Annotated in this window: 9 protein-coding genes; 4 read left to right on the top strand and 5 right to left on the bottom strand. The window is 43.5% G+C overall.

The window, feature by feature from the left end; all coding sequences use genetic code 11:
• The first annotated feature begins 222 nt into the window (after nucleotides 1–222).
• The 3 genes from AACU32_RS28085 to AACU32_RS28075 all read left to right on the top strand — a co-directional run bounded on the left by AACU32_RS28085 (nucleotide 223) and on the right by AACU32_RS28075 (nucleotide 3,638).
• Nucleotides 223–1,746: a hypothetical protein gene (locus tag AACU32_RS28085; RefSeq protein ID WP_096604478.1), complete on the top strand. Its 1,524-nt coding sequence runs from the start codon at nucleotides 223–225 to the stop codon at nucleotides 1,744–1,746.
• Nucleotides 1,747–1,969: 223 nt separating this feature from the next.
• Complete coding sequence (locus tag AACU32_RS28080) at nucleotides 1,970–2,743, top strand: Uma2 family endonuclease (protein WP_096604476.1); 774 nt, start codon at nucleotides 1,970–1,972, stop codon at nucleotides 2,741–2,743.
• A gap of 82 nt (nucleotides 2,744–2,825) precedes the next feature.
• A complete protein-coding gene (locus tag AACU32_RS28075; RefSeq protein ID WP_096604474.1) occupies nucleotides 2,826–3,638 on the top strand; it encodes a Uma2 family endonuclease in 813 nt (270 codons plus the stop codon).
• 700 nt (nucleotides 3,639–4,338) lie between these two features.
• Here the strand turns inward: AACU32_RS28075 and AACU32_RS28070 are convergent.
• From AACU32_RS28070 to AACU32_RS28050, 5 genes are all read right to left on the bottom strand, one after another.
• On the bottom strand, nucleotides 4,339–8,388 hold the full coding sequence (locus tag AACU32_RS28070) for an AAA-like domain-containing protein (protein ID WP_096604472.1): 4,050 nt from the start codon (nucleotides 8,386–8,388) through the stop codon (nucleotides 4,339–4,341).
• 77 nt (nucleotides 8,389–8,465) lie between these two features.
• The gene (locus tag AACU32_RS28065) at nucleotides 8,466–9,092 is read right to left on the bottom strand and encodes a type I restriction enzyme HsdR N-terminal domain-containing protein (protein ID WP_096604470.1); all 627 of its coding nucleotides are present in this window, start codon (nucleotides 9,090–9,092) and stop codon (nucleotides 8,466–8,468) included.
• A gap of 20 nt (nucleotides 9,093–9,112) precedes the next feature.
• A complete protein-coding gene (locus AACU32_RS28060) occupies nucleotides 9,113–10,786 on the bottom strand; it encodes an AAA-like domain-containing protein (protein ID WP_096608213.1) in 1,674 nt (557 codons plus the stop codon).
• Between the two features lie 727 nt (nucleotides 10,787–11,513).
• Nucleotides 11,514–12,575 (bottom strand): serine/threonine protein kinase, encoded by a 1,062-nt coding sequence (locus AACU32_RS28055; protein ID WP_096604468.1) that lies wholly within the window; start codon nucleotides 12,573–12,575, stop codon nucleotides 11,514–11,516.
• Between the two features lie 159 nt (nucleotides 12,576–12,734).
• Nucleotides 12,735–13,625, bottom strand: a complete 891-nt coding sequence (locus AACU32_RS28050) for an alpha/beta fold hydrolase (protein ID WP_096604466.1) — start codon at nucleotides 13,623–13,625, stop codon at nucleotides 12,735–12,737.
• A 159-nt stretch (nucleotides 13,626–13,784) separates the two neighbouring features.
• Between AACU32_RS28050 and AACU32_RS28045 the strand changes: the two genes are divergently transcribed.
• Nucleotides 13,785–14,105, top strand: a complete 321-nt coding sequence (locus AACU32_RS28045; protein ID WP_096604464.1) for a hypothetical protein — start codon at nucleotides 13,785–13,787, stop codon at nucleotides 14,103–14,105.
• Nucleotides 14,106–14,155 lie beyond the last annotated feature (50 nt).

The raw sequence follows: 14,155 nt of genomic DNA, 5'->3' as shown, positions 1-14,155 counted from the left end.
TATTATAGAAATAACTCAAAAAAGATAAAAAATTAATATCTCTAACTTTTGGATTAAAAAAGTATAAAGATACTATATAGTAATCTTTAATATTATGCTCGAGTTTTAGACACTAGAAGCGATTATCAGGGGAAAGTTGGTCGGGAATTTGAAATTAATATTGGGAATTTCCGAGGCCGCTTGTGGATCTACGTTTGCCAAACGCGCTCAAAGCCATCAAAGATGCAACTCAAGGGCTGGAAAAATTTTGTGTTTGCTTTTGTGTTAGCTACTAATGGTGCAATACAAGTCTGCACCAAGGTAGATAAGGCATGGGCTGAAAATTATCAGGAGTCGCCGAGTATACAGGCGACTGCTGAGAATGTCACATCTTTAGCAAGCGCACAGATCGCCACTCGGCGATGTCAACAGCTTGAGCAAGATGGAAATAATCATCAAATTCCCGAGTTAGGGCTGACGGAGTTAGCCAAGATAAATGACCAAGAAGATGCAAAAACCAGGAAACGGGGAGACGGAGCGAGCGATCCTGCTGAAAATGGCAGCACTTGGTTGGGAGGTAGGGACTTTATTTCAGAAGACGAAAAAACCTGTTCCTTGGTTGAATCCCCAAGCTTGTGGCGCTTAGACTCACAAATACTGAGCGATGCGACACAGCCACAACCCGGACTAGCTCAAACCAATTCAGAATCGGGTAATTCTCAACCAACTCCCACAACCCAAGAAAATGCTGACGATTTACAAAAGCAAAATGACCCGCCTCCCTTAGAATCCCCGCCGGGAAATTTTCCTAGTCCTTCCCCAGGTCAAATAGAGCAAATTTTAGAAACTCCACAGAGCGATTACTCTCAAAGGTTAGAGAACCTGAGACAGGTATTGCAAAAACAAACACAGTCTTCTCCTGCACCTAGCAATTTAGAATTGGGATTGCGGGTAAGACCACGCACAATGCCAGAACCGCCACCGCTAGAACAACAGCCACCATTACCACAAGAAAAACCTGTGGTTCAGTTTAAACCGATAGGTTCCCTACAAGCCCGCATCAGCTACTTTTATTCCAGTAACATTTTTTCTGCAAGTGTTGACCCAGTACAGGATAGCTTAATTTTTTATGGACTGACCTTAGCCTCTGCATATTTGCCCTTGGGTTCTCAGACTTTTATCAGTGGATCAATTGATGGTAACCAGATTCATTACTTAGATCAATCAGTTTATGATTACAATCAGTTGCGATTCAACGTCAGTTTGTATCGGCAACTATCACGGCGAATGTATAGCGAAATCAGTTGGAGTAATCAACTTTTGTTTTACGCCAACAATGGTAATAACTTTAAGGCAGGCGATCGCTTTCTGAATGAAAATGCCCTCCGACTATCCCTAGGACGGCGAGATCCCCTGGGTTCGAGATTGTTTCTCGATAGCTTTTACGAATTAAGTGTGAACTTTTCCGATCCGGAAAACCGGAGTCGGATCATCAACTCCTTGTGGTTGTCTTTAAGTTACTACCTGCAACAACCTCTACAAGTCGGGATTAACTACCAGTTCAACTTTTCCGATTTTACAAATCGCCCAGATGCCAGAGAAGACCAATTTCATCGGTTATTTGGGCATTTAAATTATCGCGTCTCTAAAGACAGTAATCTGAATCTTCAGGGCGGTGTTAGCTTTGGGGATTCTAGCTCACCGAATATCAATTTTGATGGTTGGTTCTTCAGTTTAAATTACAGATTGGAATTAGGCAAGTTTTGAAAATTGGCATTGGGCATTGGGCATTGGGAACAGTCAACCCTCAACAGTCAACAGTCAACAGTCTGTAGGGGCGGGTTTATTTAGATCATTGTTGATCCACGAGGATATCTGTGAACCCGCCCTTACAACAGTCAACAGTCAACACTCTTGATCAGCTTTGGTGAGGCGACAATCTGCTAACTTAGAAACATTAATATTGACAGTCTTGCTGAGGGTATCAGGTATGGTGTCACAAATCCCATCGCCGGATAAAGCAGAAGTCATCTATCCAGATTGCGATGGACAGCCAGTGGCTAACAATACTATACAGTTTCGCTGGATTGTAGAAATTCAGCAGAATTTAGATTGGTTGTTTGCTGACGACCCGAATGTATTTATCGCCGGGGATTTGTTTTGGTATCCTGTCGAGGGACGCAATAATATAGTCACCGCGCCAGATGTGATGGTGGTGTTAGGTAGACCAAAAGGCGATCGCCTTTCTTATCAACAATGGAAAGAAGCAGGAATTCCACCCCAAGTAATTTTTGAAATTCTCTCACCGAGTAATACTCAAGATGAGATGGAAAAAAAATTACTCTTCTTTGACCGCTACGGTGTAGAAGAGTACTACATCTACGATCCCCAGACAAATAATTTGCGAGGTTGGTTACGCAGCAGTGACGGTTTAGATGTCATCCCCCAAATGGCGGATTGGGTCAGCCCAAGATTAAAAATTCGCTTTGTTTTGTCAGCAAATAACTTGCAACTTCATCGCCCTGATGGAGTGCCTTTTTTGACTTACAAAGAAATTTCTCAGCGCATGGAAGAAGAACGAATACGGGCAGAACAAGAGTCTCAACGGGCAGAACAAGAGAGAATTAGGGCAGAACAAGCAGAACAGGCTAGAAGAGATGCCATACCCCGATTGTTGCAAATGAATTTAAGTATAGAACAGATAGCCCAAGCTTTAGGGTTATCAGTAGAAGAAGTGCAAGCGATCGCTTCGCGTAATTCGTAATTTGTAAGGGTTTTATAATTTGACTGTTGACTTTTGACTCTTGACTGTTGACTTCACGGCGGTACTAGCCCCTATCTGAATTATGCTAACTAATACAGCCACTTACCAAATTACCTGGGAAAAACTACCAGATGATTTTGTTTTAGACGACGAACCCGTGGACAATATTAATCAGCCGCTTTTAGCCGCAGCGCTTACACAAAGCTTAGAACTAGCAGGAAGATTACCAGCTAATGCTTTAACAACCACTAACTACGGTATTTGCGCCACTGTGAATGGACAAATCGTCGTCAAAGCACCAGATTGGGGATATGTATCATCAATTCGAGTGTCAAGAGAAGAAGTTAAGCGTAGTTATACCCCACAATTGCAAGGCGATATCCCAGTAATTGTCATGGAATTTCTCTCAGATACCGAAGGTAGTGAGTATTCCAGTAAACCAACCTATCCGCCTGGTAAATGGTTTTATTACGAACAAGTTTTAAAAGTGCCAAACTATGCCATTTTTGAACCTGATGGCGGAGTTTTAGAATTTTATCGCCTAGATAATTCCGGACAATATCAACTGCAACCAGCAGATGCTAATCAGCGTTATTGGATTCCAGAAATGAGCCTGTTTTTGGGAACATGGGAAGGAGTCCGAGAAAATCGCACGGGTTTTTGGTTGCGTTGGTGGGATGAAGCAGGGGAATTATTGCTTTGGGGTTCCGAGTTAGCAGCTAAAGAACGCCAACAAAAAGAATTAGCTCAACAACAAGCTGAACAGGAACGCCAACAAAAAGAATTAGCTCAACAACAAGCTGAACAGGAACGCCAACAAAAAGAATTAGCTCAACAACGTTTAGAACAATTAGCCGCCCAATTAAAAGCGTTGGGAGTTGAACCGGATATTTAAGTTGGGGGAAAGAAGCGCGATGTCTACGACAACCCGCGTCTACGCATTTTCCCAGATAAAAAGTTCCACTGCATAGCTTCGCAGTAGAAAACTTCCAGTTTAGAACAGGAAACTCCGACTTAATATCAATTGACAAAAACCCTAATACATCTAGATTTTTCGTAGGGGCACAGCACTGCTGTGCCCTCACCCGCGTCTTTGTATAATGATCAACGTGAAATAAGATTAAAACACCAAACTCCGAGTTCCGAACACCAAACTCCGAGTTCAAAACACCAAACTCCGAGTTCAAAACACCAAACTCCGAGTTCCGAACACAAAATTCCGAGTTCCGAACACAAAATTCCGAGTTCAAAACAACAAACTCCAAGTTCAAAACACCAAACTCCGAGTTCCGAACACCAAACTCCGAGTTCAAAACACCAAACTCCGAGTTCCAAGCATAAATCGCGTTCTGACAAAGCTGTTCATTTTCATGGAAAACACGCTTTGAACAGTAAATTCTTCTAAGGGCACAACATTGTTGTGCCCCTACCGTGGTTTATGAAGCAATACCGTGCTTTAAATTGCGTAGGCGTAGCCCGTCGTAGACATCGCTCCCCTTCTACTCTACATTTATACTGATTTTCATAGAACATGATCGCCCCCCCATCCCCCTTGTCCCCCTTGTCCCCCTTGTCCCCCCTGTCCTTTCATCCCCCTACCTCCCCTCACACACCTCCGCCTTATCAGGATGACTAACCAAATAACCCTTCAGCCAACTGCAACCCTGCGCTAATAAATCATCAAGACTCAGATTCCACAATTTGATCGTGTTGTCATAACTGGCGGAAGCTAAAGTTTTGCCATCGGGGCTGAAGACGACGCTGTAGATAGCTTCGCTATGCCCATTCAGGGTGGAAATTTCTTTGCCGGTCTCCCGATTCCACAATTTGATCGTGTTGTCATAACTGGCGGAAGCTAAAGTTTTGCCATCGGGGCTGAAGACGACGCTGTTGACCACATCGCTATGCCCAGTCAGGGTAGAAATTACTTTGCCTGTGTCCCGATTCCACAATTTGATGGTCTTGTCATAATTAGCGGAAGCTAAAGTTCTTCCATCGGGGCTGAAGACGACGCTGTAGACAGCTTCGCTATGCCCATTCAGGGTGGAAATTTCTTTGCCGGTCTCCCGATTCCACAATTTGATCGTGTTGTCATAACTGGCGGAAGCTAAAGTTTTGCCATCGGGGCTGAAGACAACGCTGTTGACCACATCGCTATGCCCAGTCAGGGTGGAAATTACTTTGCCTGTGTCCCAATTCCACAATTTGATGGTCTTGTCATGACTAGCGGAAGCTAAAGTTCTTCCATCGGGGCTGAAGACGACGCTGTTGACCACATCGCTATGCCCAGTCAGAGTAGAAATTACTCTGCCTGTGTCCCGATTCCACAATTTGATGGTCTTGTCATGACTAGCGGAAGCTAAAGTTCTTCCATCGGGGCTGAAGACGACGCTGTTGACCACATCGCTATGCCCAGTCAGGGTAGAAATTACTCTGCCTGTGTCCCGATTCCACAATTTGATAGTTTTATCAGCACTGGCGGAAGCTAAGGTTTTGCCATTGGGGCTGAAGACAATGCTGATGACCGCAATGCTATGACCACTGAGGGTGGAAATTACTTTACCCGTTTCCCAATTCCATAATTTGATAGTTTTATCAGCACTGGCGGAAGCTAAGGTTTTGCCATTGGGGCTGGAGACGACGCTGTTGACCGCATCGGTATGACCACTGAGGGTGGAAATTACTTTGCCCGTTTCCCGATTCCACAATTTGATAGTTTTATCAGCACTGGCGGAAGCTAAAGTTTTACCATCGGGGCTAAAGACGACGCTGTTGACCGCATCGGTATGACCACTGAGGGTGGAAATTACTTTGCCCGTTTCCTGATTCCACAATTTGATCGTGTTGTCATAACTGGCGGAAGCTAAAGTTTTACCATCGGGGCTGAAGACGACGCTGACGACCGCATTACTATGCCCAGTTAGGGTGGAAATTACTCTGCCTGTGTCCCGATTCCACAATTTGATGGTCTTGTCACGACTAGCGGAAGCTAAAGTTTTGCCATCAGGGCTGAAGACGATACTGTAGACCACATCGCTATGCCCAGTTAGGGTGGAAATTACTCTGCCTGTGTCCCGATTCCACAATTTGATGGTCTTGTCACGACTAGCGGAAGCTAGAGTTCTTCCATCAGGGCTGAAGACGATACTGTAGACCCCATTGCTATGCCCAGTTAGGGTAGAAATTACTCTGCCTGTATCCCGATTCCACAAGTTGATGGTGTTGTTACGACTAGCGGAAGCTAAAGTTCTTCCATCGGGGCTGAAGACGATGCTGTAGATCCCATTGCTATGCCCAGTCAGGGTAGAAATTACTCTGCCTGTGTCCAGATTCCACAATTTAATGGTGTTGTCAGTACTGGCGGAAGCTAAAGTTTTGCCATCGGGGCTGAAGACGACGCTGTTGACCGATGCGCTATGTGTTTCCAAGCGATTTTGTTCACGAATATTTAACAAAATGGTTTGTAAACTAAACAAAGGGCTATAAGCAGGATAATCTGCTAAAGATTTTTTATCCTTTACAAGAGTTTTTAGTTCTTCTGCAGTCTGCACTGCTAACAGTAGCCCCTCTATTTCCTTTGATGGTGCAAAAACTCGCAACGCATTTGTTCCAGCTTGTTCTAATTGCGTACCCTTTAAAGCAATTTTTCGCTCTTCATCAGCCTTTGCGCGGGCATTAACGGCTGCATTCAGATCAATTTGAGCTTTTTGTAATTCTTGTTGCGCCTGCTGTTGTTCTTCCCTAGCCCGATTTAAACCTGCAACAGCTTCTTCACGCTGCTGTTGTGCTGTTTGTCGTTGTTGAACTGCTTGCTTTGCCTGTGCCTCAGCTTGCCTAACCTGATTGTTAGCTGCTTCCACTTTGCCTTCCGCTGCTGTCACTTTTTGCTGTGCCTGATTCACCTTGGCATTTGCAGCCTTCAGGTTTAGTTCAGTATTATTCAGATTCCGTTTTGCCTGTTCTGCTTGTGCCGATATCTTTTTATTGTCGCTGGATATTTTTTGATTCTCTGCTGATATCCGTTGATTATCTTGCTTAATTACTTCAGTTTCTTGCTTCGCCTGATTTAATTCTGTCTTGGCGTTATCCGTTTCTGTCGTAGCTATTCGTGCTTGTCCCCGTTGATATTGAGCGAACATTAACGATGCAACAGCCCCCACCACTGCCAAACCCAGCACCACAGCACCAACCTGAATCCGCCGATTAGCTTTGCGGTTCGCCTCTGCCAAAACTTGCTTCGCCTGTTCTTCGGCTTCCAACCGCCTTTGCACATCGCGCTTTTCTAATTCCTGACTAGCAGCCAAAAACCGATAATCCAAATCGCTTAAACTTTTACCCGTCGCCCATTCTTGAGCATCCTGCAAAGTCTTACCCCGCAACAACCGCGACTCATCTTGTTGTTGTGACTCCACCCAAGCATTAAAACCATCAGAATATGGGCGCAGCTTTGCCAAAAGCTTTTCACTCCATTCCTGCTTAAACACCTCAGCATAAATCCGGTTATAAATTCGCAGCTTTCCATCCCGCTTCACCACCAATCCCGTTAACCGCAACTCAGTTTGTTCAGCACTATCATCAGCCGCAATCTCTCCCTGCTGCGAAATCTGCTGACACAACGCCAACAATCGCCCAGTCTTCTCTTCCCCCCTCGCCATAATCCTGTCCCGAATCGTCTTCAAATGCTCCGGCTCATCCTGCGCCTCCCAATTCTCAATAATCCGCCTCCTCACCAAATCCTCCACCCACCCCTCAACTTCGGATTTCAGATTTTCGATTTTAGATTCTTGTCCCCCTTGTCCCCCCTGTCCCCCGAAGGCTGAGCGAAGTCGAAGCCTGTCCCCTTGTCCCCCTTGTCCCCCTTCCCCATTCCCCCTTCCCCCTTCCCCCACCACCAACTTACAAACCTTCTGCGTCAAAAACGGCTGTCCCCCCGTCCACTCCAACACTACCCGCATCAACTCCCCAGCATCGCCCACTGCCGCCAAACCCCGCGCCAAAGGTTCCGCCTCATCCAGTCGAAAGCCAGTCAAATCAATTGCCCGCCCAATATTAAAAGGAGTGCGACGTTTATCTTGAATCAGGTCTGAGGGGGTAGACACCCCAATCAAAGCAAAAGTCAGGCGATTATAATCAGCATGGGTAGCCCTGCGGTTATAGCAATCGCGAATCACTGCAAAAAAGTCATCTAAGTTGAACGAAAGACTGAGAATACTGTCAATTTCGTCAATAAAAATCACAATCTTTTCGGTAATTGTTTTGAGTAAAACCGTTTCCAGAAACTTACTCAAACGCTGCACCGGCGACAGCAAACCATTCTCAGTCCACCAAGTATCTAAATCAAAACTGGTATAAAGATTCAAACTCCCCACCAGGGTATCAATCACCCCCGCATACCACTGTTCTGGGGTAATATCTGCCGTGCCGATCGCAGTAATATCAATATTCGCACAGGCAAAACCCTCATCCTGTAAGCGTTGCATCACCTGCACCCGCAAACTAGACTTGCCCATCTGCCGCGAATTGAGGACGTAACAAAACTCACCCTGCGTCAAGCCTGCATAGATGTCATCGTCAGCTTGCCGTCTGACATAAGTTGGCGCATCTTGGGGCAAACTACCCCCGACTTGATACTGGTACTTTGTCATAAGGGATGGTTGACTGTTGACTGTTGACTGTTGACTGTTGACTGTCTGGTAAATGATGTAGGTTAGCCCACCTATGCCTACGAATTACGCATTAAATCAGCTAGGAGTTTTAATATTTTGATGACAGTGTAAAGGTCATCCCGACTATCTAAAGCGAATAAATCGGATAGCGCGTATTGAGGAGTTTCAGTTTTTATCAGTTTGATAAATCTAAATTCATTACCGTTAGTGACAAAGCCAAAAACAGGTTTTTCTGGATTGGTATCAGCTAACATATAAGCTAATGCTTGGGGAATGGCAACAGCTAAAGAATACTGCGCTCTTTTTGCCTCAATTACCAGCACCCAGAATGGTGGATGAAATACCAATATATCAATGCGCCCTCGAATGATTGTGCCTTCATCTTCAGAAGAAATTTCCACTTCTTCCTCAGCAGCAATGTAAAAAGGTGGTTGATAAAAACCTGCTAGACGCAATAGTGGAGAAAGTATCACCATTTTGACTACAGGTTCTAAAATGGGATATCGAGATAAATGCTGATATTCGGTTTTGATTTCTTCAATATTTTGCTTTTCTAACTCATTGAGTTCTGGTAAATTATCCCGCCACTCACGGAAGAAGTTTTCATCATCAATACGTTCCAAACCAAATTGCTCAATCAGTTGATTAAGGCTGACATCTTTTCCTTGAATAACCTGAACCATAAATATACACACTCACTTACTTAATTCTCAGGCGATGCCTTGCGGCGGGCTACGCCTACGCCAAAATATTGTCTATATAAATCACACAAAGGTATCACATCATTCCCCTGAAATTTCACTAGCCCCATACTGCGGAGTTTAAAGGCTGCTTCTGCTCCCACATCCACAGGAGAATCTGCTGTTACCACTTGTTTAATTGCGGCTAATAATTCTGCATCTGTCTGCAAATTTAGCCAATGACGGCGCAAATGATCGCTATAAGGGCCTTCTTCTGTGGCTGCAATTTGCTGTAGTTTGGGGAAAGTTATTCTACCACGGGCAATTTCATAAAGCGCCACCCTAACTAAATAAGGATGACCGTCCACCAGCTTTCTTAACTCCTTTATTTGTGAATCAGACCAAGTTATACCGTGACGCTTGACTAAATCTTGTACTTGTGTGTGATTTAAATCAGGTAATTCAATTGGTAAACCCACATTAAAAGGCGACTGATTGATATTCAAAGGAATATAAACTTCTTTAGAATGAGCAATCACTAATCTGAGCTTTTTCCAGACTACTTCATTTTTTGAACGTTCATGCCAAGCCCGCAGCAATCCAAAGAAATCGGCAGCAATTACCGGATGTTTGAAGACTTCATCTACTTCATCTAAACCTAAAGCAATGGGACTATTAATTGCAGGTAACAAATAGCGTTGAAAGTAATTTGTACACTTATTCTTACTACCTAAAACGCCCTGCCAATAATCACCGAGTTTATCTGGTAAATTTAATTCGTTAGTAATACTGGCACAAAACCACTGTAAAAATAAATCCAAGCTGTTGAGAAATTCGGCATCGGCTGATTGAAAGTTCAAAGATGCAGTTTGATAACCATGTTGATGAGCATGACTGAGAATCCGCGTCATTAAAGATGTTTTGCCCATCTGCCGAGGTGCTTTAATCCGAATTAATGCACCTGGTTTGAGAATAGTTTCATAACAGTCTATTTCAATTGGGGGACGCTCAATATAAAAAGCAGAATCGAGAGGTACTTGCCCTTCGGGATTTTCTAAAGAGATGACTGTTTTTGGTGTCGATTCTGGGGGAATTGATTCGAGTTGGGATTGCTTTGGCATCCCTGGGCTATCTTTGAAGATATTCCGACTTTTTAAGACTGGTGTTGCCGATTCAGGAATACTTTCTAAATCAATGGCAATACAACCAAACTCATAAGCTTCCTCATAAGTTCTATCTGCGCCTAGTGCATCATAAAAGCCTACAGCAAATTTAATGGCCGCGCGATCGCCAATTGCTTGATTCATCCCCACGACGCAATCAATATGTTGATGAATGGCTTCCGCTTGAACTTCGCTATAACAAGCATTCAGTAACACACATTCAATCTGATTTTTAAATAATTTAAATAACCTTGCCAGTGCATCTGTACCCACCAGTTGCATATTTCCGGCATTATTTTCCAAAGCCAAACCTTGATTTCCCGCCCCATGCCCAGAAAAATGCAAAATCTCCGGTTCATGATCCAAAAGCGCACGGCGTAAATCATCAGTCCGCACTGCCCATTTTGTGATAATTTCAAACTGATCTCGACTTCTGGCGCGTTCCAACCCAGCCTGAATTTCCCGCACTTCTTCATCGAGGCGTAGTTTGTCTGTATTCTTGGGATTTGCTGATAAAATCAGGATTTTTTTCACAGCACTATCAAAATTAGGAACTTCCAGAGGACAAGGAGACACGGAGAGTGAGAGACACGGAGACACCCTATAAATAAATTTAGGGCATTTTCCCAGATAAAAGGTCGTACTGAATAGCCTTGAGTTAAAAAATTAGACCAATTTGACCAAAAACTCTGATAAATCCGCCGTAGGGGCGGTATTTACCCCGACTTAACGACAATCAATGACACCCAATCATTAAATTTTATTCAGTATTAGAGTTCAGAACAGAAAACTCCGACTTCAGAACAGGAAACTCCGAGTTCCGAACAGAAAACTCCGAGTTCCAAATAGAAAACTACAGGTTCAGAACAGGAAACTCCGGGTTCCAAATAGAAAACTTCGCGTTCCGAACAGAAAACTCCGAGTTCCGAACAGAAAACTCCGAGTTCAAAAGCAGAAACTCGGAGTTCCAAATAGAAAACTTTGCGTTCCGAACAGAAAACTCCGAGTTCAAAAGCAGAAACTTGGAGTTCGGAACTAAAATCGCGTTGTGATAAAGCTGTTCATTGTCGTGAAATACACGCTTTGAGTAGTAAATTCTTTTAAGGGCACAACAATGTTGTGCCCCTACGGTGGTTTATGAAGATGTAAAGCGCTGTAAATGGGGATTGCTTGCTTTCTAGTCTACATTTATACTGAAGATGACAGCGCGCGATGTCTATGACGGGCTACGCAGGAGCAAACCATCAGCAAGCTAATTAATTTAATGTCTATTTTTATCTAGACGATGGAAGTTTGGCTTTAAGTTTTGACTTTCGCTAGCTTCTAGCACTTGTTTATTGATTGCTGCTGATTGAGCAATCATGAAAATTTTCCCGGCTATCGCCAACGTACCAATAGTAGCTAGCCCGAATACAAAACTTTTTCTTCTACTTTTGACAGCAGCAAATAAAGTTTCTAAACCAGTGTCATTACTAATAACTGCAATAGGTTTCAATGCTGCTAAGGCGACTGCTGCATTAGCATAGCGGTGCTGGCGTTTTTGTGCCACCATTTTCATCAACCATGCTTTAAAGTATGGGCTGATTTGGGGCGATAATTTTTGCTGAAAATTTAAGCGATATTTAGCATCAATTAACTTATTAATATCTCCAGAACGGGTACGAGTGAGTAAGCAAATTAATGTGGCTCCTAAACTATATAAATCTGATGCTTCGGTCAGAGGATAACCAAAATGTTCTTCTGGTGGCATAAAACCTGGTGTTCCTGCTGCCAAACTGCTGAGGGTCATTTTTGCACCTTTATGTTGAGCCAAACCAAAATCTACTAAATAAGCGTTGAGTTGCTCATCAACTAAAAGATTTTCCGGTTTGATATCTCGATGAATAATTGGGTCAACTTGCTGTTGGAGATAAATCAAAATCTCTAATATAGAAATAGCAATTTGCTTAACTTCTTCAGGCTCAAAGTTGCGTTTTAATCCTAAAGATGGAGCGTTTTTATATTCCTGCAACATATAAAAACCCGCTGATGTTTCAAAAGCATCGACATAGCGGGGAATGCGGGAATGATTTAATTGTTGCAGAATTTGAATTTCCCGTTCATAAGCCTTCAACCCAGACAAATCAGGAATCGCATTGGCAAACCGAAACTCTTTAATTACTACTCTTTGGTCAGTCTTCAGCGCCTGAGCCAGATAAGTAGTGCGTCCTGCTTCGCTGTTGCGTCCTAATTCTTGGATAACTTGATAGCCTTGTTGAGAAAAATCTGGATATTTACTAAAGGGGATATCCCCTTGATATCCATTGCGCACATCAAGTCCCATAGAAAATTACCACACTCTTTGAATTTGGCAAATGAAGGCTGAAGTTATTGTTTATCGGTGAAACTTCAGACTTCTTTGGTCAATGTGGATTGGGAAAAAGTTAAGACTTACTTGCACAAAGACGCATAGACATCTTTTAGATATCTATGCGCGAAATCATCACCTTTGCGCTAGCCAATCCACAATTTGGGAATTGACAACATCTGGAACTTCATCATGGGGACAATGACCAGCGTTGGGAATGGGGATAATCTTGATTGCTTTGCCATTCTCACGCGCTTCTTCGTAAATCTTTGCTCCCGTAATTGGTGTCCAAGGGTCATCAGCACCCCAAATTACTAATAAAGGACGTTCTACCTTGGGCAAAAGTTCCCCAGGAGTAGGGCCAGCAGGAGCTGTGAGAATAGATGCAAACACTTGTTGCGCACCTGGGTCACAAGCTGGGGTATAAAGGATATCGACTAATTCATCAGTGACAGCTTCCCGGTTGCGGTACACCTGGTAAAGAGTGCGGCGAATTTGGGCTTTTTGACGAATGCGGTTAAAGACAAATTTGCCTGTAATCGGCGATCGCACTACTCTATTAAAAGCTGCCATCACCACCCGTAACGGTGGGTTCAATTCATGGGGACGATGACTCAAACCACCAGCCGAGTTAATTAAAACACCACCTGCGGCAATTTCTGGATGTTCTGCCAGTACCATTAAGCTAATTAATGCACCAATGGAATTACCGATAAATACGGCAGGTTCTTTGATGTGTGCTGTCCAAAAATCTTTGAGGAGTTCTACCCACACTTCCAAGCTGTAATTAATGGGTGCTTTCTCAGAACCACCAAAACCCAACAAATCGACAGCGAAGACTTGATAACCAGCATTTGCTAAAACTGGGATATTTTTGCGCCAGTGTCCAATAGAAGCGCCAAACCCATGAACTAGTACCAGGGGGCGACCTGTACCCATGACAGTGTACTGAATTTTATAGCCCTGCCAAGTCCAAAAGTATTTTTCTAAAACCACTGAAGGTAACTGCTGGGTCGTTAAATTCATTATTAAGATTCCTAAAGTATTGTTTTTATAGTAGTATCTCTTAGCTGAAAGCGTTCTGGACAAAATGTTATTTTTAAACTTGCGGGATTCGTAGTTCTGACTTTAGTCAAAAAGTCAAGGAATAAAGTCCTGACTGCAATTTTGAGTTTTGAATTGCTTATGACCCTTGCTTCCAACCAACTCAAGACCGAGATTGTCTACCCAGACTCTGACGGTAAACCGATGGCAGAGAGCGACCCAGCACGGGATTATTTAATTTATGGTGTATCAGGTTTAGACCTGAGAGAATTGCGATTTTATCATCCCCCAACCGAGAAAACACTCTTGAGTCACAAAGAAACGGAACAAGCAAGACAAGCCGCCGAACAAGCGCGACTGGATGCAATACCTAAATTATTGGAGTTGGGCTTAAGTTTGGAGCAGGTTGCCAACACACTTAGCTTAAGCGTGGATGAAGTCAGAAGTTTTGCTCTAGAGTAAGCAGTAATATTACTTTACAAGAAGTGTGGTTTTTATCCACAAGAGTATAA

The sequence above is a fragment of the Calothrix sp. NIES-2100 genome (assembly GCF_963875285.1).
Taxonomy (GTDB): Bacteria; Cyanobacteriota; Cyanobacteriia; order Cyanobacteriales; family Nostocaceae; genus Aulosira.
The sequence above is the reverse complement of the archived record's forward strand: the minus strand, read 5'-3'. Positions and strand labels throughout refer to the sequence as shown.